Consider the following 18,368-nt stretch of genomic DNA (forward strand, 5'->3'; position numbering starts at 1 on the left):
GCTAGAAGAACGTGCGGATGTAGTCGGTGACCGTGCCGTCGGCCGCCACGACCGGGATCAGCGGCCACTTCTCGAAGATCGTGCAGGGGTGGGACATGCCGAGGGCGACCCAGTCGCCGACGTCCAGGTCCTCGGCCGAGTCGGTCTCCAGCCAGGCGTGCTGGTCGGAGAGCTTGGTGACGCGGATCCCGGTGGCGGGGCGCTCGGTCCCGCTGAGGGCATCGCGCACCAGCTCGGCCTCGGGCAGGCCGAGGTCGTAGGCGATGTCGCGCTTGCCGGCGTTGACGAACGCCTGGGTGGGGGAGGGGCGGGAGACGACCTGGGTCCAGAGGCGGAAGGCGGGGCGCAGGCCGCCCTCCGCGGGGACGCGGTTGAAGGGGGTCAGGCGGGTGTACCAGCCGTGGTCGTGCGAAACGTACGCGCCGGAGCGCAGCAGGCGCAGGGCGGGCCGGGTCAGTTCCGGGAGCTCGGCGAAGACGTCGGCGACGGCGTCGAACCAGGCCGACCCGCCGGCGCTGACGACGATCTCCTCCAGGGCGGGGGAGAAGCGGCCGGCCCGGTCGAACTCGACCACGAGGCCGGTGAGGCGGCGCAGGTACGCGTGCACGCTGTCCGGGTCGGCGCCGGGCACCTCGGCCTCGTAGCCCGCGATGCCGACGAGGCGCAGCGTGGTGGAGGCCAGGGCGACGGCGTCGGCCACGGCGCGGCAGTCGTCGTCGCTGCGGGCGCCGGTGCGGGCGCCCTCGCCGGCGCCGAGCTCGATGACGACGTCGACGCGGACGCCGAGGCCTTCCAGGGCGCGGTCCATGAGCTGTACGCCGCGTACGGAGTCGACGTAGCAGACGAAGCGGAAGTCGGGATCGGCGACGAGCTCGGCGGCGACCCAGCGCAGCGCGGCGGGGTCGACGAGCTCGTTGGCGAGGAAGATCCGCTGGATGCCGAAGGCGCGGTAGACGCGGGCCTGGTGGGGCACGGCGGCGGTGATGCCCCAGGCGCCGTGGTCGAGTTGGCGGTGGAAGAGCTGCGGGGCCATGCAGGTCTTGCCGTGCGGGGCGAAGGCGAGGCCGTGGCGGGCCGCGTACTCGCCGAGGGCGGCGAGGTTGTGCTCCAGCGCGTCCGCGTCGAGGGTCAGGACCGGGGTGGTGAACCCGCCGGTGTAGAGGTCCCGCCGCTCGGCGGCGAGCTGCCCGACGGTGAGGCCGGCGGCGTGCGCGTCCGGGGGCAGGCCCTTGAACCGGTGGTCCACCGGCTCGTCGGCGAGTTCCTTGACGGGGTCGCTGGCCATGTGGTGCCCTCCCGGGTGTTGCGCTGTCTGCAACGGTCGTTGCGTATGTCGCTGCATGCTGTCTAACATCCCGGGTGACGACGGGTCAACGTCCGCCCCGGCATCGGAGCCGCACAGCACGACACGACGAGAGGACACGGCGTGAGCCAGTCGGTGGAGCGGGCGCTGCGGATCCTGCCCGCGCTCGCCAAAGGGCCGGCCGGGCTCGGGGCGGTCGCCGAGGAGCTCGGCGTGCACAAGAGCACCGCCCTGCGGCTGCTGCGCACGCTGCACGGCCACGGCTATGTGTACCGCCAGGCCGACGGCCGCTACCGCCTCGGCGCGCAGCTCTTCGCACTCGCCGCCGAAGCCGTCGAGAACCTCGACGTCCGCGACATCGCGCACCCGCACCTCGTCGAGCTGAACCGGACCACCGGCCACACCGTCCACCTCGCCCTGCACCAGGACGACGAAGTCGTCTACGTGGACAAGGTCGACAGCCGCTACCCCGTGCGGATGTACTCCCGCATCGGCAAGCCCGTACCCCTGACCGTCGCCGCCGTCGCTAAGGTCCTCCTCGCCGACCTCCCGCCCGCCGAGCGCGCGGCTCTGGCCGACCGGGTCGAGTACCCGCGGTACACGGCCCGTTCGACACCCGACGCCGCCGCCTTCCTGCGCGAGCTGGAACTCGTACGCGAACAGGGCTGGGCCAGCGACCTCGGCGGTCACGAGGAGGCCATCAACTGCGTCGGCGCGCCCGTCCGCGGCCCCGGCGGCCGCGTCGTCGCGGCGCTGTCGCTCTCCGCCCCGACCGCCGCGGCCACCGCCGAAGGGCTGCTCGAACTGCTGCCGCTCGTCCTGCACACCGCCGAAACCGTCAGCCGGGAGTACTCCGGCTCCGTACAGGAAGACCCCTCATGACCGAGAAGACCGCGATCACCCCCGACACCCACACCGCCCCGCCCGCGAAGTTCTCGCACGGCGTGCGCAAGGGGAACATCCTCCAGGTCGCCGGCCAGGTCGGCTTCCTGCCGCACGAGGAGGGCCGCCCGCCGACCCCGGCGGGTCCGGGCCTGCGCGAGCAGACCCTGCAGACGCTGGAGAACGTCCGCTCCGTCCTGGAGGCCGGCGGCGCGGGCTGGGACGACGTGATGATGATCCGCGTGTACCTCACGGACACCGGCCACTTCGCCGAGATGAACGAGATCTACAACGCGTACTTCGAGGAGCAGGGCCTGCGGCAGGCCCCGGCCGCCCGGACCACCGTCTACGTCGGCCTGCCCGGCGGGCTGCTCATCGAGATCGACGCCCTCGCCGTCCTCGGCTAGGGACGTAGGCGCGACGGAGGGGCGCCCCCCTGGCGGTGGGGCGCCCCGTTCAACCGGCTTCGGCGGCTACGGGCAGTACTGCGACTGCTTGCCGATCGAGCGGTACATGCAGTCCGCGTTCTCCAGGAGCTGGAGCACCGCGTCCTTGTTGCGCGCGGTCTCGCGGTCGATGACCTCGTCCGGCGGGTAGAAGCCGCCGCCACCGCTCTCCGGGTACATCTCGAAGGTGTAGGAGAAGATCTTCTGGTTGCCCCACAGCCAGTCGTCGATCGTCCCGTCGGTGATGTAGAGGTCGCTCGCCTGCTCCGGCGTGTAGCCGTTGCTGTTGGCCATGCTCGTGCCGATGGTCTTGTACACCGCCAGGTCGTCGGCGGTCAGGCCCGGCGCGGTGTCGTTGTACGTCCACCCGTACGGCCACAGCACCAGCTCGCTGTAGGTGTGGAAGTCGATGGCGGCAGTGATCTGCTGCTTGCCGCCGACCACGCGGCTGCGCACGAAGTCGGAGACCGCCTTCACCTCGGGCGCCGACTCGGCGGCCGGGCCCCGGTAGGTCTCGGAGCTCTTGCTGCCGCTGGAGCCGCCGCAGCAGCCCCACTTGTAGTTCCAGTTGCGGTTCTCGTCGGTGCCCACGTACGAGGAGCCCGAGTTCGGCTGGCGGTTCTTGCGCCACGAGCGGTAGGAGCCCGTCGCGATGTCGTACTCGCCGCCGTCCGGGTTGAGGTCGGGCACGATCCAGATCTCGCGGCCGTTGACCGCGTTGGTGACCCGGGAATCGGTGCCGTACTTCGACCCGAACTCCTTGAGCAGGTAGAGCGCCATCTCGACGGTCAGGTGCTCGCGGGCGTGCTGGTGGGCGGTGAAGAGGACCTCGGGCTCGTTCTCGTCGCTCGCGACGTTGTCGCTGATCTTGATCGCGAAGAGGTCCCGGCCCTGGTACGACTTTCCGATCACCTTCTTGCTCATGATCGAGGGGTACTGCGCGATGCGCTGGTCGATCTCGGCGGTGGCCTCGGCGTAGTTGTGGTACTTCGCGTCCGCCGACGGGAAGTCCATCGTGCCGGACGCGATGCCGGGCTCGGTGCGCAGCGGCGGGCCGGGCAGGGCCGTCAGGCGGTAGCCGAGCCCCCGCAGGGCCTTGGCCTGCATGGCGTCTGCGCTGACGACGACGGAGCGGGCGTCGACCTCGTCGATGGAGATGCCGGTGCGCAGCAGGTCGGTGCGCTCCGCGGCGGTGGACGGGCCCTGGATCTCGTACTGGACGATCGCCTCGTCCTGGGTGGCCGTGGACGGTGTCGGTGGTGGCGCTGCCGTCGCGCTCAGGCCGTAGGCGGGTGCGCCGAGCGCGAGCGCCAGCAGGGCCGCCGTGACGGCGGCCCTCCGGCGGTTGTGTAGCCGCATGCGTTCTCCTGGGTGGGGAGTGTGGGGGTAGCCGTGCGGACGCGCACAGCGTGCTCTTGTGGCATGTCCCGGTCAAGGCCCCGAATCAGCCACCCCTACACGTACCGCCTACGGCAGGCCGTGGACCTTGGGACCCACCGCATTGGACCAAGCGCTACCCGCCTTGGCGTCCCAGTTGGTCGACCAGGTCATCGCGCCGCGCAGTGAGGGGTAGGTCTTCGACGGCTTGAAGGATCCGCAGTTCGTGCCGCGTGCCAGGCAGTCCAGCGCGTTGTTCACGATCGTCGGGGAGACGTAGCCGCTGCCCGCGCCGCTCGGCGAGGCCGGCACGCCGATGCCCACCTGTGAGGGGTCGAGGCCGCCCTCCAGCTGGATGCAGGCGAGCGCGGTGAGGAAGTCCACCGAGCCCTGGGAGTAGACCTTGCCGTCGCAGCCGTTCATGGAGCCGCTGTTGTAGTACTGCATGTTGACGACGGTCAGGATGTCCTTGATGTTCAGCGCGGTCTTGAAATAGCCGCCCTGCGTGGACTGCATGTCGATGGTCTGCGGGGCCATCGTGATGACGAGCGAGGAGCCCGCCTTCGAGGACAGTGAGCGCAGGGCCTGCGTCATGTACGTCGGGTTGAGGCCGTTCTCCAGGTCGATGTCGATGCCGCTGAAGCCGTACTCCTGCATCAGCGCGTAGGCGGAGTTGGCGAGGTTGTTCGCCGAGGCCGAATCATTGACCGAGATCGTGCCCTTCTCGCCGCCGATCGACAGGATGACGGACTTGCCGGCCGCCTTCTTGGCGGCGATGTCCGCCTTGAACTGCGCGACCGTGTAGCCGCCGAGTCCCGCCGAGTCGAGGTTGAAGGCGATGGCGCCGGGCGTGGTCGTGGCGTCGGCGAAGGAGACGGCGATGATGTCGTACTGCGCGGAGACGTCGGAGATCTTCTGGACGGTCGCGCCGTTGTTGAAGTTCTGCCAGTAGCCCGTCAGAGCGTGCTTGGGGACCGACGGGTTGGGGTTCCCGCCGCCGCCCGTCGTGGTGCCGGTCACCGCTGCGGACTTCGGGCCCTCGCCCGCCGCGTTGTACGCGCTCACCTGGAAGGAGTACGAGGTCGAGGCGGCGAGTCCGGTGACCTGTGCGGAGGCGGCGGACACGGTCTGGACGCGGACGCCGTCCTGATACACGTAATAGCCGGTGGCCCCGCTGACGGCGTTCCACGAAAGGGTGAGCGCGCTCGCGCTCTGGCCGGAAACGGCGGTGCCGGACGGGGCGCCGGGGATGGCCGGTCCGGGGTCGGTGCCGCCGCCCCCGTCGGGGCCGAAAACGCTGAACTCATCGACCACATAAGCCGGTTGGCCGTACCAGCCGTGCGTCCAGACGGTCACCTGGGTGGTGTTCGGGCCGGTGCTGAAGGTGGTGGACAGCTTCTGCCAGCCGCCGCCCGAGCCCGGGGTCCAGGTGGAGACGTCCTGGGTGCCGGTGCCGGTAGCGCCGAGGTAGACGTAGCTGCCCTGGACCTGCGTGCTCAGGGTGTAGGTCGAGTTCGGCTTGACCGTGACGGTCTGACTGCACTTCGCATTGTCCTGGCCCGCCGGGGTGCCCCGGAGGGCGCCGGCTCCGGCGTACACGGGCGCGGAGACGACGGCTCCGCTGCCGCCGGTACAAGACCAGTTGGCGAGACCGGACTCGAACCCTCCGTTGCGGGCGACGTTGATGTCCGCGGCCTGCGCGGTTCCGGTGGCGAGGGCGGTCAGGCCGCCGGCGGTGAGGGTGGCGGCGCCCAGCAGGGCGAGGGAGCGTATGCGGTTCACGAGGGCTCCGGTGGGGGGAGGAAGGGGATGAGGGGGAGCTGGGGCGAACGGGGGAGCGAGTGGGGTCGCCCCGAAAAACGTTTCAGCGCAGCCAAGTTGGTCCAGACCAATCTCCGTGTCAAGAGTGTTTGCAATGTGGCTTGAAATGTTCGGACCGCCAATCCTGGTTGTCCGGGTTTCCCGCCACCTGTGACATGTGCTCGTGGCACGGGAATCACCAAGCCCCTGCCCCGCCAGGGACGACGCGGATATGGTGCTGGAGCAAGGGGGAAGAGCGTTGATCGTTTGCGGTCGCGCAGCGTGTGTGCGGGCGTGGGATCAGGGGAAACCCGGTGGAAGCCGGGGGAGAACGCCCGCGGTGTACGGGGTGAACAGGGGGATTCGCGTGCCGACCGCCATCGCTGTCACCAGTGCCGATCTGGTGCTGCCGGCCCCGGACCGGCACACGCCGGCGGCCGCGGTGCTGCCGCCGCCCGAGCAGGTCGACCTGGAGGGCTCGCTCGCCCACACCGCCGGCCTCCTGGAGCGCCACGGGCACCTCGTCGTCGTCGTACCGCTCTGGCTGCCGCCCGCCGCCGCCCGCCGGCTGCGCACCGTACGGGCCATCCTGGAGAGCGACCGGATCGCGCTCCTCGACATCGATCTGCCCCCGCTGGGCACCGCCCTGCTGGTGCGTCAGCTGCGCCAGCTCAGCGTCTTCGACTTCAGCCCGGGCGTGATCGCCTCCGCGGCCCGGCTGCTCTCCCACTACATCTACGCGGGCGCCCTGCTCGGCACCGTGGCCAAGCTCGACCGGGTCCCCGTCGGGCTGAAGTCGCACGCCAAGTCCTGGGCCCCGAGCGCGCAGTTCGCCGTACTGGCCAACCCGGCACCGCACCTGGTCAAGCTCGGCGGCTCGGGCTCCGGGCGCGGGGCGCACGGCGCGCACGGAGGCGGCGGGCTGCCGCCCGGTCCCGAGTTCGCCACCCACCTCACCTTCGCCCGCGGCCAGCTCGCCTCCGACTGGGTCGCGGCCGAACTCGCCCCCGCCTGGCGGGTCCAGGGCGTGATGGAGAACCCGCTGCCGGCCGACTCGCCCGCCTGGTGGGCCACCCCGAAGCTGGTCGAGTTCGCCGCCGCCATCCCGGACCCGGCCCTCCTCTACCAGCTCGTCGCCTCGGTCCGACGCGAGGAGTGCCGCTGGTGCGGCTTCGAGCTCATCGGCGACCGCTGCGGCTTCTGCGCCGCGCCGCTGACGGCCCCGCCGCCGGGGCAACAGGGGCAACACGGGGCAGCCGCGGCCGACCCGTACTCCAGATCCAGATCCTGACCGGCCCGAACGAACGAAGAACGGCGAGGTAGTACGTCCGATGAACTCACGCCAGCGCCGCGGCGTCATCCTGCTGCTCCTGTCGGTCCTGTGCGCCCTCGCGGCGTTCGGCGGGGTCCTCGTGGTGATCGGCGACGTCAACTCCAAGGTCGGCGTCGAGGTCGTCGCCTACCGCGTGAAGGGCGACATAGCGCCGTACAGCCCGCTGACGGCGGGCCAGTTCGAGGAGGTCACGGTCCCCAAGCGGTGGCTGTCCGACACCGCCGTCACCGACCTCGGCGGGCTCAAGGACAAGATCGCGCTCACCACCCTGAAGAAGGGCTCGCTGCTCCAGTCGGACATGTTCGTCGACAAGCCGCAGCTCCAGCCCGGGGAGCAGGAGATCGCCATCATGATCGACGCGGCGACCGGCGTGGCCGGCAAGATCACCTCCGGCGCGAAGGTCAACATCATCGCCACCTTCAAGGGCGTCAAGGACACCGACCCGTCCCGCTCGGTGATCATCGTCGCCAACGCCCGGGTCCTGGGCGTCGGCAAGCTCACCGCCCTCGACAAGGACAGCGACAAGAAGGGCCCGGCCGAGGCCGTCCCGATCACCTTCGCCCTGAACACCAAGGACACCCAGCGCGTCGCCTACGCCGAGTCCTTCGCGGAGCACGTACGCCTGGCCCTGGTGGCCCCCGGCACCGAATCCGCGCCCGGCCCGGCCGACCGCACGTACACCCTCGACGGGGACAAGTGAGGCCCGGATGACCACCCGAATCCTCCCCGCGGTCGGCGACCCGGACGCCGCCCGCGCCATCGTGACCCTCATCGGCCAGCTCCCGGCCGCCGAACCGGCCGGCCCCGTCCCCGACTCCACCGCACTGCTCGACACCCTCGCCCGGCTGGCCGCCCAGTCCATCGACGACCTGCCCGAGGTGGTCCTGGTCCACGAGCGGATCGGCCCGGTCCCCGCGCTGGAGGTCATCCGCGAGGTCGCCCTGCGCTTCCCCGCGGTGGGGGTGGTCCTGGTCTCCTCCGACGCCGGACCCGGGCTCTTCTCCGCCGCGATGGACTCGGGCGCCCGCGGCCTGATCAGCCTCCCCCTCGTCTACGAGGAGCTCGCCAGCCGCGTCCAGGCCGCCGCCCAGTGGGCCGTGGGCGTACGCCGCCACCTGGGCCGGGGGCCCGACCCGCACACCGGGCCGGGCGGCAGGGTGGTGACGGTGACCGGAGCCAAGGGCGGGGTCGGCACCACCTTCACCGCGGTGCAGTTCGCGCTGGCCGCGGCCGCCGCGGGACGGCGTACCGCGCTCGTGGACATGGACCTCCAGGCCGGGGACGTGGGCTCGTACCTCGACGTGCAGTTCCGGCGCTCCATCGCCGACCTCGCCGGGATCCAGGACATCTCCCCGCGCGTCCTGCAGGACGCGGTGTACGACGACCGCACGGGCCTGGCGCTGCTGCTGGCCCCGGCGGACGGCGAACGGGGCGAGGAGGTCGACGACCGGGCCACCCGGCAGATCCTCGGCGCCCTGCGCGGCCGCTACGAGCTGGTCGTCATCGACTGCGGCACCCAGGTGACCGGCGCGAACGCCGCCGCCGTGGAGATGGCCGACGTGGCGGTCCTGGTCACCACGCCGGACGTGGTCGCGGTGCGGGCGGCGAAGCGCATGGTCCGCATGTGGGAGCGGCTCCAGGTGCGCAAGGCGGAGGACACCTCCGTGGTCGTCAACCGCTGGACCAAGCACACCGAGATCCAGCCCGCCCTGATCGAGAAGATCACCAAGACCCGGGCCACCCGCACCCCGGTCCCGGCCGCCTTCAAGGAACTCCAGGCGGTCGTGGACGCGGGCCGGGTCCAGGACCTCGACAACCGCTCGACCGTGAAGCAGGCCCTGTGGGCCCTGGCGGGCGAACTGGGCCTGCTCGAAGCGCCGCAGGACCCGGCGGCGGCCCTGCCGGAACCGTCCGGCGGCGGCTCCGCGCTCGCCGTCCGCCCTGCCGGCCCGGTGGCCCGCCTGCGCGGCGGCGACCGCGGCACGCTGGGCCCGCTCGGCGCCTGGTCGCGCCGCGGCCGGGAGGGCTGAGGGATGCCGGGGCGCAGACGCATGCGCTCCGACCGGGGCCAGGTGGCGGTGGAGTTCGTCGGCACGGTGCCGCTGATCCTGCTGCTGGTGGCCGCGGTGTGGGAGTGCGTGCTGATCGGGTACGCCTTCTCCCTGGCGGGCAACGCGGCGGACGAGGCGGCGCGGGCGGGCGCCGTGAAGGGCCACGAGGCGTGCGTGACGGCGGCCGGGAAGTACGTATCGACCGCGTGGGGCCGCGAGGTGCGGTGCACGGAGTCCGGCGACGTCTACACGGCCACGGTCACCCTCAACATCCCCGTGCTGCTCCCGGGGCTGGGCTTCGGTTCGATCGACGGCAAGGCCGGCGCGGCGATGGAGAGGGAGTGAGCGTGGACCGGGACGGGAAGCGGCACTCCGGGCGCGACCGCGGCCAGGTCGCCATCGAGTACATCGGCTTCGTGCCGATCATGCTGTTCGTCGCGCTGTGCGGGATCCAGCTGGGATGGGTCGCCTACGTCCACGAGCAGGCGGACACCGCGGCCCGTACCGCCGCGCGCGTGGAGGCCCGTAACGGCAAGGGCGGGGAGGCGGCGGGACGGGCCGCGATCAGCGAGGGACTCGCCGAGGGCGCCGGCTTCGCCTGGACCAGCACCGCCGACGCCGTCAGCGTCACCGTCACCCTCAAGGTCAACTCCATCGTGCCGGGGCTCTCCATCGACCCTGCCACGGCCACGGCGGTCATGCCCAACGACGCGCCCCCGAAGGGACCCTGACCATGAGCCTGCGCTCCCGCGTCACCACCCCCGACGAACGCCACGGCCCGCGCGAGGACGGCCGGCTGGTCTCCTCGTACCGCGCCAAGCTGCTGGAGGAGATCGACCTCGCCGAGATGTCCGCGCTCGCGCCGGCCGAGCGCCGGGCGCGCCTGGAGCGCGTACTCGGCCACATCATCAGCCGCGAGGGACCCGTCCTGTCCACCGCCGAGCGCGCGCAGCTGATCCGCCGCGTCGTCGACGAGGCCCTCGGCCTCGGCGTGCTCGAACCGCTCCTCGAAGACCCGTCCATCTCCGAGATCATGGTCAACGGCCCGGACCAGATCTTCGTCGAGCGCGGCGGCCGGGTCGAGCAGCTTCCGCTGCGCTTCGCCTCGCACGACCAGCTGATGCAGACCATCGAGCGCATCGTCTCCACCGTCAACCGCCGTGTGGACGAGGCGAATCCGATGGTCGACGCGCGGCTGCCCAGCGGCGAGCGCGTCAACGTCATCATCCCGCCGCTGTCCCTGACCGGCGCCACCCTCACCATCCGCCGCTTCCCGCGCGCCTTCACCCTGCACGAGATGATCGGCCTGGGCTCGCTCGACGAGCAGATGCTGCTCCTGCTGTCCGGCCTGGTCCAGGCGAAGATGAACGTGATCGTCTCGGGGGCCACCGGAACCGGCAAGACCACCCTGCTCAACGCCCTCTCCGGCCTGATCCCCGACGGCGAGCGGATCATCACCATCGAGGACTCGGCCGAGCTCCAGCTCCAGCAGGCGCACGTCATCCGCCTCGAATCACGGCCTGCGAACGTCGAGGGCAAGGGCCGCATCACCATCCGCGACCTCGTCCGCAACTCCCTGCGCATGCGCCCCGACCGCATCATCGTCGGCGAGGTCCGCGGCGGCGAGACCCTCGACATGCTCCAGGCGATGTCCACCGGCCACGACGGCTCGCTGGCCACCGTCCACGCCAACAGCTCGCAGGACGCCCTGATGCGCCTCCAGACGCTCGCCTCCATGTCGGAGGTGGAGATTCCGTTCGAGGCGCTCCAGGACCAGATCAACAGCGCCGTCAACGTCGTCGTCCAGCTCACCCGCTTCGGCGACGGCTCGCGCCGCATCACGGAGATCTCCATCCTCGACTCGCACGGCCGCGAGCCCTTCCGCATCATCCCGGTCTGCCGGTTCGTGGCCCAGCCCATGGGGTCCGACTCCCGTGTGCAGGGCTACTTCCAGTACTACCCGCTGCCGCGGCGCATCGCGGAGCGGCTGTACATGAACAGCCAGCCGATCCCGCAGGCCTTCGGGGTCGCCCAGCCGGACGACCACCTGAGCTCCTACGACGCCCACGACCCCCTCACCAGCCCCCGCCCCACCCGGACCGTCCTGTGAACCCACTGATCCTCTTCACCCTCGGCGCCACGCTCCTGACCTGCGTACTCGTGGTGCTGGGCGTGCGCGCCTACGCCGCGGGCCAGGCCCAGCGCGCCGCCCTCATCGAACGCCTCTCCGCCAGCGGACCGACCGAACCGACCGGCCGCGGGCGCCGCTTCCGGGCCCTGGACCGGCGGCTGCGCCGCACCACACTGGGCCGCCGCATCGAGCTCAAGCTCGCCACGACCGGACTCGACCTCACCCCGGGGGAGTTCTTCGTCTACATGCTGGGCTCGGTGACGGGCATCTGGCTGATCGCGGCCTCGCTGCTCGCGCCGTTCTTCGGCCCGGTCGCGGGCCTGATCGGCCTCTGGGCGGCGAACGCGTTCCTCAACTGGCAGCGCACGCGCCGCACGGAGCGGTTCATCAACCAGCTACCCGAACTCGCCCGGATCCTGGCCAACGCCACCCAGGCGGGCCTGGCCCTGCGTACGGCCATCGCCATAGCGGCCGAGGAGCTGGAGGCCCCGGCGGGCGAGGAGCTCTCCCGGGTCGCGGACCGCCTGGCCGTGGGCCACTCCATCGAGGAGTCCCTGGGCGAGCTGACGCAGCGCCTCCCCTCGCGCGAACTGGTCGTCCTGGTCTCCACCCTGGTCCTGTCGGCCCGGGCGGGCGGCGCGATCGTCGGCAGCCTGCGCAACCTGACGGTGACCCTGGAGCAGCGCAAGGAGACCCGCAGGGAGATCCGTACGCAGCTGTCGCAGGTGATGGTGACGGCGTACCTGGTCCCGGCGATCGGGCTCGGATCGCTGCTGCTGGTGAACACGATGATGCCGGGCGCGCTCGACCGGATGACCGGGGCCTTCCTCGGGCAGACGGCGGTGCTCGTCTCACTGGGGCTGTTCACGCTGGGGTTCGTGCTCATCCGCCGGCTGTCCAAGATCGACGTGTGAGGGGTGGCGGGATGATTCCACTGCTGCTGGCGCTCGCCGCGGGCGCATCGGTCTTCGGCGTCTTCCACGGCGTCCGCCTCTTCCGGGCGGACGTCAAGCTGCCGACCGACCTGGCACTGGCGCTGGAGGTCGGCGCCACGCGTACGACGGCGGTCGGCTCGGCCGTGGACCGCCTCGGCATCCGGTACGCACCGCTGGTACTGCGCCTGATGGGCCCGAACCAGGTGGCCCGCAAGCGCCGCCAGATCGACATGGCGGGCAACCCGGCCGGCCTGACCATCGACCGCTACGCGGCGCGCCGCGCGGTGTACGGGTTCCTCGGCGCCCTCGGCTCCGTGCTGATGCTGCTCAACGGCCAGCTGGTCCCGGCCCTGCTGATGGTCGCGTTCGGGCTGTTCTGGATCGAGGTCGGCCTGTGGTCGGCGATCCGGATCCGCCGCGACCACATCGAGCGGACGCTGCCGGACTTCCTGGACGTACTGGCCGTGGTCGTCAGCGCCGGCCTCGGCTTCCGGCAGGCGCTGGACCGCGTGGCGGCCAAGTACGAGGGCCCGTGGTGCGACGAGATCCGCATCACCCTCCAGCAGATGGACATGGGCGTCAGCCGCCGCCAGGCCTTCGACGAGCTGCGGCGGCGCAACGACTCCGAGCAGGTCGCCCAGTTCGTGACCGCCCTCCAGCAGGGCGAGGAACTGGGCTCCCCGATCGTGGAGACCCTGATCGCCATCGCCGAGGACATGCGGCGTACGGACGCCCAGAACGCCCGGCGGCGCGCCGCCCGGGCCGTGCCCAAGGCCACCTTCGCCGTCACCATGTTCATGCTGCCGGGCACGCTGATCCTGCTGGTGTGCGGCTTCGTCTACGGCGCGGACGTCGACTTCGGCGCCATGCTCGGGGGCGGGTGAGCCATGACCTCCATGGACCTCTCGTCGGCCGGGTGGGTGGGCCCGGCCCCTGCTGCGGCCACCGCCCCGGCTCCGTCCCCTGCCCTTCAGGCGAACGCGCTCCAGGCGCTGTGCCGCCAGGTCTTCGCGTTCCGGCTGGTGATGATCGCCCTGGGGGCGCCGCTGGCACTGGGACGCACGGCGCACGGGGGGCCGACGTACCTCGTGGGCGGCGCGATCCTGCTCACCTTCATGCTGTCCTACGTGCTCTTCCGCGACTGGGAGCGCTTCGGGCCGCTGCTGCTGCGCCACCGCTGGCTGCTGGCACCGGACATGGCCTTCAGCGCCCTGCTCCTGGTCACCGCCACGCCCTCGTCGCCGCTCGCGCTCGTGTCGGTCTGCACTCCGCTGCTGGCCGGGCTGGTCTACGGCTGGCGCGGCTCGGCGGTGTACGCGGCCGTCCAGGCGGTCGTCGTGGCCGCGGTGGCGGGCGGCCCGGTACTGGCCGGCCTCTGCGTACTGGCGGGTGCGGCGGGGGTATGTCTGCGGGACCTGCTCTTCCGCTTCGGCGCGGCCGGCCAGGCCCTGACCGAGACGCGGGCCCGGCTGGCGGTGGCCGAGGCGGTGCGGGCCGAACGGGACCACCTCGCACGGGAGATGCACGACTCGGTGTCGAAGACCCTGCACGGCCTGGCACTGGCCGCGGACGCCCTCGCCCGCACCACGGACCCGGCGGCCGCGCGCCGCCAGGCCGAGTCGGTGGCCCGGGCGGCCCGCCGCGCGGCGGCGGAGTCCCGCGAGCTGCTGACGGACCTGCGGCGGGACATCGACGCGCCGGGCGTCTCGCTGCTGGGCGAACTCCGCGGGCTCGCGGAGGGCGGGGCGGGCGGGGCGGGCGCGGAGCTGCGTACCGCGGGGGTGCTTCCGGTGGTCCCCGCGACGGTGGCGCGACACCTGCTGGCGGTGGCCTCGGAGGCGCTGGAGAACGCCCGGCGGCACGCGGGAGCCTCGCGGACCGTCATCGAAGCGGCCGTCTCGGCCACGCACTTGACCCTGACGGTCGAGGACGACGGCTGCGGCCTCGCGGGCGACGGGGTCGACGGGGTCGACGGGGTCGACCTGACGTCGCTGCACGGTACGGGCCACTTCGGGCTGCTCGGCATGGCGGAGCGCGCGGCCGCGATCGGGGCCCGCCTCCACATCGGCGCCCGCCCGGCCGGCCCGGGCACCCTGGTGCGCCTGGCCCTCCCGCTGGCGGCCCTGACCCCGGAGGGGAGCCCGTGACGCCGCCGCCGCTCAGCGTGCTCATCGCCGACGACAACCCGGTCGTACGGGCGGGTCTCGCCGCCCTGCTGGCCACGGTCGACGGCCTCGAAGTCGTGGCCCAGGCGGCGGACGGCCGCGAGGCCCTGCGCCTGACCCGGCTGCACGCCCCGGACGTGATCCTGCTGGACGTCCGCATGCCCGGCGTGGACGGCATCTCGGCGCTGCCGCACCTGGTCGGGCTGGCCCCGGTGCTGATGCTGACGTACAGCCAGGAGGCGGAGGTCGTGCGGGAGGCCCTGCTGCTGGGCGCGGGCGGCTACTTGGTGCATGGCGAGTTCACGCCGGAGCACCTCGCCGAGGCGGTACGGAACGTCTGCGCGGGCCGCGCCCATTTCAGCCCGACGGCGGCGAGCGCGGTGCTCGCAGAGCTCCGTACCTCTTCGCATCCGCAACGGACTGTGGCACAGTCTTCTGAGCGGCTGCACAACTCGCTGGTCTTCGGGCTGAGTTCGAGGGAGGTGGAGATCATGGATCTGATCGCGTCCGGGATGAGCAACCAGCAGATCGCCGCTGCCTGCTTCATCAGCGAGAAGACGGTCAAGAACCACATCAACCGCATCTTCGCCAAGCTCCAGAGCACGACCCGCAGCGGTGCGATAGCCCGCTGGCTGGGAACAGCCCGTCCGGGGGTGGCTGGACATGGGTAGACGGCATGCGCAGTGGGTCCGTATTTGGGCCCCGGGACCCTTGGTCCCGACCGCGGTCCGGCCGTACCGTCCGCAAATCGACAGCGGCACCGGCCCGGGAGGGAACCCCCATGTTGCAGAACACCCTGGCGAGGATGCGGAAGCGGTACGACGGCAAGGCCGCGAGGGATCGGGGCCAGACGGCGTTCGAGTACCTCGGAATCATCCTGGTGGTCGTCGTGATCATCGGGGCGATCGTGGGTACGGGTATCGGCAAGGACATCACCACCAAGATCAAGGATCAGATCACCGCCATCACCGCGGGCAAGTGATCCCGCGAGGCGCCGGCGACCGAGGGCAGGCCTTCCCCATCTTCATCGTGGCGGTGGTGGGCCTGCTCTTCGCCGCACTGGCCTATTTCGCGTTCGGGCAGGCTTCGGTCATCCGCAGCAACGCCCAGAAGGCCGCTGACGCCGGGGCGCTGGCGGCGGCGCGAGATGCCAGGAACACGCTGCTGGGCGGCTTCAACCCGGCCGCGTTCAAGCGGGAGGACTGGAGCAGACTGCTCGACGGGAAGCTGTTCGACGCCAAGGCGGGCTGCGCCGCGGCGAAGGCCTTCGCACGCGACAACGGGTCGACCGCGGCCTGCGACGCATCGGAATTCCCGCGCTTCACCGTCACCGCCACGACGGCGCACGCGATGGCCGACTCGGTCGTCCCCGGCGCCGCCGGAACGCAGGGCATCGCCACCGCGACCGCCGTGATCAAACCGCGGTGCACCCTGTCCCCGCCGCCCGACGCGAGCGAAGATCCGCCGGCCGAGGGCACGCCGCTGCCCGTCGACTTCAAGTGCAGCGGTGCGGACCCCATTCACCTCGACCCTTCGAAGTCCCCGACCTGGCCGGAGCTGGCGCAGAAGCTCTTCAGCGTGAACCTGGTCAAGTAAGAGCTACGAGAGACAAGGAATCGGAATTGATGAGCGTTCGGCACAGGGTGAAGGTCCGCGGGGGAGCGGCCGTCGCGGTTGCGGCGGTCTTGGCTCTCGGTCTGGCCGGATGCGGTGGCGACGACAAGAAGCCGCAGGATTCCCAGAAGCCCCCCGCATCCCAGCCGGGCGGCGCCACTTCTGCGCCCGTGCCCAGCGGTAGCCAGTCACCCGAGCCCGCTCAGGTACTCGCGACGGTCAACGGCGAGAGCGGTGTCGTCATGGTGATCAACTCGGCGGTCCGCGATGCGAGCGGCTTCGTCACGGTCAGCGGGCAGATCAAGAACTCGGGCGACAAGGACTTCACGGGCACGGCCAACTGGGGAGGTACCGAACTGACAGCCAATGCCGAGTCCGTGGCCGGAGCCACTCTGGTGGACCGGGCGGGAAAGAAGCGCTACTACGTCCTGCGCGACACGGAGAACCAGTGCCTGTGCACCACGGGCCTGTCCCGCGTGAAGGCGGGTGCGACCATCCCGTTCTTCGCCCAGTTCCCGGCCCCTCCGGCAGCTACGAGTGACGTCGACTTCACGCTGCCCACCTTTGCCACGGCCACCATCAAGATTTCCGGGTGACCCCATGTCAAAACTCCACCGCACCACAGCCGCGACAGCCGTTGCCGGCCTCGTCATGGCCGGCGCCCATTTCATCGGAGCCACAGCGGCGCACGCGGACGGCGTGAAGCCGTCCACGCCACCGGGCACGGAACCCTCCGCCTCGGCTCCGGTGCCGATCGACTCCAACGCTCCGGGGCTGAAGATCCCCCAGGGCGGAACCCTCGCGCCCGTCAAGGTGCTCGACATCGCCGAGGTCGTCGAGGACCTCGGTGGGGAGCAGCGCCGGCAGGAGACCAACCAGACCGTCATGATGGCGCTCCAGTCCGAGGTGCTCTTCCCCGAGAACAGCGCCGTCTTCAACGCCCAGGCGGCCGCGCGGATACAGGCCATCGGCAACGAGATCAACCAGCAGAAGGCGACCCGCGTCCGCGTCTTCGGGTTCACCGACGACCAGGGCAGCTACGAGCACGGCAAGGAACTGTCCAAGCAGCGCGCCGATGCCGTGCAGGCGGAGCTGGCCAAGACGGTCACCAACCCGGGTGTCGTCTTCGACGTGCGCGGCTACAGCGAGGACTACCCGATCGCCGACAACGGCACCGAGGAAGGCCGCAAGAAGAACCGCCGCGTAGAGGTCACCTTCCCCCGGAGCACTCCCTAGGCGTCCCGGGGCCCGGGTCGGGCCCGGACCAGGGCTGCCGCGGCTTCGGCCGCGTGCCGGGCCGGGGCCGGGCCGGGGGTGAGGGCGGCGACCGCCGTGGCGCCCTCGACCAGGATCAGCAGCTGGTCCGCCAGGCCCTCCCGGTCCGGGCCGACGAGTTCGGCCAGCAGGGCGCGCAGCTCCGCCTTGTGGCGGCGTACGACGTCCAGGATTCCGGCGGGGCCCGCGCCCAGCTCCCCGTACGCGTTCAGGAACGCGCAGCCCCGGAAGTCCGGCTCCGAGAACCACCGCGCCAGCCAGTCGAAGACGGCCGCGACGGGGTCGGGGGCCCCGGCCACCGCGTCCCGCAGGCTGGCCGTCCAGCGCCGGTCGCGACGATCCAGGTACGCCGTGACCAGGGATTCCTTGGCGGGGAAGATCCGGTAGAGCCGCTTGAGCGGCACGCCCGACTCCGCGCGGATGCGGTCCATGCCGACGGCCTGGATGCCCTCGGCGTAGAACAGCGCCTCCGCCGCGTCCAGCAGTCGGGTCCGGGCTTCTTCGTCGTCCATGAGGGCAGCGTAGTCCAGTTCCGCTTGCGACGAGAACGTGCGTTCTCTACTCTGAGAACGCACGTTCTCCCCGTCGTTCCGCGAGAGGTGACCGCCATGACTGCCGTACGCCCGCCCCTGCCCCCCTTCACCGAGGAGAGCGCCCGCGCCAAGGTCCAGGCCGCCGAGGACGCCTGGAACAGCCGGGACCCCGAGCGGGTCTCCCTCGCCTACACCGAGGACTCGGCCTGGCGGAACCGCGACCGCTTCCTCACCGGCCGCGCCGAGATCCGCGCCTTCCTCGCCGACAAGTGGGAGCGCGAGCTCGACTACCGGCTGCGCAAGGAACTGTGGGCGTACACCGGCAACCGCATCTCCGTGCGCTTCGAGTACGAGTGGCACGACACCGCCGGCCAGTGGTGGCGCAGCCACGGCAACGAGCAGTGGGAGTTCGACGGGGCCGGCCTGATGCGAAGGCGCGAGGCCAGCATCAACGACGTCCGGATCGCCGAGCAGGACCGCCGCATCCGGTAATCCGGACGTGTGAGGTTGCGGCGCCGGCGGT

Annotated in this window: 21 protein-coding genes; 17 read left to right on the top strand and 4 right to left on the bottom strand. The window is 71.5% G+C overall.

What is annotated here, in order from left to right; genetic code table 11:
* Position 1: 1 nt before the first annotated feature.
* Positions 2-1,285: an amino acid deaminase gene (locus tag ACZ7GJ_RS03100; protein WP_470748864.1), complete on the bottom strand. Its 1,284-nt coding sequence runs from the start codon at positions 1,283-1,285 to the stop codon at positions 2-4.
* A 141-nt stretch (positions 1,286-1,426) separates the two neighbouring features.
* On the opposite strand from ACZ7GJ_RS03100, the gene ACZ7GJ_RS03105 reads away from it, so the two are divergent.
* Both ACZ7GJ_RS03105 and ACZ7GJ_RS03110 read left to right on the top strand, forming a co-directional pair.
* Positions 1,427-2,185, top strand: a complete 759-nt coding sequence (locus ACZ7GJ_RS03105) for an IclR family transcriptional regulator (RefSeq protein ID WP_470748866.1) — start codon at positions 1,427-1,429, stop codon at positions 2,183-2,185.
* Positions 2,182-2,592 (top strand): RidA family protein, encoded by a 411-nt coding sequence (locus ACZ7GJ_RS03110; protein ID WP_470748868.1) that lies wholly within the window; start codon positions 2,182-2,184, stop codon positions 2,590-2,592. The genes ACZ7GJ_RS03105 and ACZ7GJ_RS03110 overlap by 4 nt, the downstream gene beginning before the upstream one ends.
* Positions 2,593-2,658: 66 nt before the next feature.
* Here ACZ7GJ_RS03110 and ACZ7GJ_RS03115 read toward each other — a convergent pair whose 3' ends face one another.
* Positions 2,659-3,990, bottom strand: a complete 1,332-nt coding sequence (locus ACZ7GJ_RS03115) for a M14 family metallopeptidase (RefSeq protein WP_470748870.1) — start codon at positions 3,988-3,990, stop codon at positions 2,659-2,661.
* Between the two features lie 108 nt (positions 3,991-4,098).
* Positions 4,099-5,790 carry a chitinase gene (locus tag ACZ7GJ_RS03120; RefSeq protein ID WP_470748872.1) on the bottom strand — a complete coding sequence of 564 codons (1,692 nt, stop codon included), beginning with the start codon at positions 5,788-5,790 and terminating at the stop codon, positions 4,099-4,101.
* Positions 5,791-6,175: 385 nt separating this feature from the next.
* Here ACZ7GJ_RS03120 and ACZ7GJ_RS03125 point away from each other — a divergent pair, with 385 nt between their 5' ends.
* The 14 genes from ACZ7GJ_RS03125 to ACZ7GJ_RS03190 all read left to right on the top strand — a co-directional run bounded on the left by ACZ7GJ_RS03125 (position 6,176) and on the right by ACZ7GJ_RS03190 (position 17,273).
* Positions 6,176-7,099 carry a hypothetical protein gene (locus tag ACZ7GJ_RS03125; protein WP_470748874.1) on the top strand — a complete coding sequence of 308 codons (924 nt, stop codon included), beginning with the start codon at positions 6,176-6,178 and terminating at the stop codon, positions 7,097-7,099.
* Between the two features lie 40 nt (positions 7,100-7,139).
* Positions 7,140-7,841, top strand: coding sequence for a Flp pilus assembly protein CpaB (gene cpaB, locus ACZ7GJ_RS03130; protein ID WP_470748876.1), 702 nt, complete (start codon positions 7,140-7,142; stop codon positions 7,839-7,841).
* Between the two features lie 7 nt (positions 7,842-7,848).
* Positions 7,849-9,171 carry an AAA family ATPase gene (locus ACZ7GJ_RS03135; protein ID WP_470748878.1) on the top strand — a complete coding sequence of 441 codons (1,323 nt, stop codon included), beginning with the start codon at positions 7,849-7,851 and terminating at the stop codon, positions 9,169-9,171.
* 21 nt (positions 9,172-9,192) lie between these two features.
* The gene (locus ACZ7GJ_RS03140) at positions 9,193-9,537 is read left to right on the top strand and encodes a TadE/TadG family type IV pilus assembly protein (RefSeq protein ID WP_470748880.1); all 345 of its coding nucleotides are present in this window, start codon (positions 9,193-9,195) and stop codon (positions 9,535-9,537) included.
* Complete coding sequence (locus ACZ7GJ_RS03145; RefSeq protein WP_470748882.1) at positions 9,534-9,923, top strand: TadE/TadG family type IV pilus assembly protein; 390 nt, start codon at positions 9,534-9,536, stop codon at positions 9,921-9,923. Before ACZ7GJ_RS03140 ends, ACZ7GJ_RS03145 begins: the two co-directional genes overlap by 4 nt.
* A 2-nt stretch (positions 9,924-9,925) precedes the next feature.
* Complete coding sequence (locus tag ACZ7GJ_RS03150; protein ID WP_470748884.1) at positions 9,926-11,302, top strand: CpaF family protein; 1,377 nt, start codon at positions 9,926-9,928, stop codon at positions 11,300-11,302.
* Entirely contained in the window at positions 11,299-12,237 is a 939-nt protein-coding gene (locus tag ACZ7GJ_RS03155; protein WP_470748886.1) for a type II secretion system F family protein, read from the top strand. The genes ACZ7GJ_RS03150 and ACZ7GJ_RS03155 overlap by 4 nt, the downstream gene beginning before the upstream one ends.
* 14 nt (positions 12,238-12,251) lie before the next feature.
* Complete coding sequence (locus ACZ7GJ_RS03160; RefSeq protein ID WP_470749622.1) at positions 12,252-13,142, top strand: DUF5936 domain-containing protein; 891 nt, start codon at positions 12,252-12,254, stop codon at positions 13,140-13,142.
* A gap of 3 nt (positions 13,143-13,145) precedes the next feature.
* On the top strand, positions 13,146-14,405 hold the full coding sequence (locus ACZ7GJ_RS03165) for a sensor histidine kinase (protein ID WP_470748888.1): 1,260 nt from the start codon (positions 13,146-13,148) through the stop codon (positions 14,403-14,405).
* Positions 14,402-15,094 (top strand): response regulator, encoded by a 693-nt coding sequence (locus ACZ7GJ_RS03170; protein ID WP_470748890.1) that lies wholly within the window; start codon positions 14,402-14,404, stop codon positions 15,092-15,094. Before ACZ7GJ_RS03165 ends, ACZ7GJ_RS03170 begins: the two co-directional genes overlap by 4 nt.
* Before the next feature lie 110 nt (positions 15,095-15,204).
* Entirely contained in the window at positions 15,205-15,405 is a 201-nt protein-coding gene (locus ACZ7GJ_RS03175) for a hypothetical protein (protein WP_470748892.1), read from the top strand.
* Positions 15,402-16,019: a pilus assembly protein TadG-related protein gene (locus tag ACZ7GJ_RS03180; protein WP_470748894.1), complete on the top strand. Its 618-nt coding sequence runs from the start codon at positions 15,402-15,404 to the stop codon at positions 16,017-16,019. The genes ACZ7GJ_RS03175 and ACZ7GJ_RS03180 overlap by 4 nt, the downstream gene beginning before the upstream one ends.
* A gap of 29 nt (positions 16,020-16,048) precedes the next feature.
* The gene (locus ACZ7GJ_RS03185; RefSeq protein ID WP_470748896.1) at positions 16,049-16,633 is read left to right on the top strand and encodes a hypothetical protein; all 585 of its coding nucleotides are present in this window, start codon (positions 16,049-16,051) and stop codon (positions 16,631-16,633) included.
* A 4-nt stretch (positions 16,634-16,637) separates the two neighbouring features.
* Entirely contained in the window at positions 16,638-17,273 is a 636-nt protein-coding gene (locus ACZ7GJ_RS03190; protein WP_470748898.1) for an OmpA family protein, read from the top strand.
* Here the strand turns inward: ACZ7GJ_RS03190 and ACZ7GJ_RS03195 are convergent.
* Positions 17,270-17,824 carry a TetR/AcrR family transcriptional regulator gene (locus ACZ7GJ_RS03195; RefSeq protein WP_470748900.1) on the bottom strand — a complete coding sequence of 185 codons (555 nt, stop codon included), beginning with the start codon at positions 17,822-17,824 and terminating at the stop codon, positions 17,270-17,272. The two genes, ACZ7GJ_RS03190 and ACZ7GJ_RS03195, sit on opposite strands and share 4 nt — an antisense overlap.
* Before the next feature lie 96 nt (positions 17,825-17,920).
* Between ACZ7GJ_RS03195 and ACZ7GJ_RS03200 the strand changes: the two genes are divergently transcribed.
* Complete coding sequence (locus ACZ7GJ_RS03200; RefSeq protein ID WP_470748902.1) at positions 17,921-18,337, top strand: nuclear transport factor 2 family protein; 417 nt, start codon at positions 17,921-17,923, stop codon at positions 18,335-18,337.
* Positions 18,338-18,368 lie beyond the last annotated feature (31 nt).

This window comes from Streptomyces sp. NPDC037242, assembly GCF_055604165.1.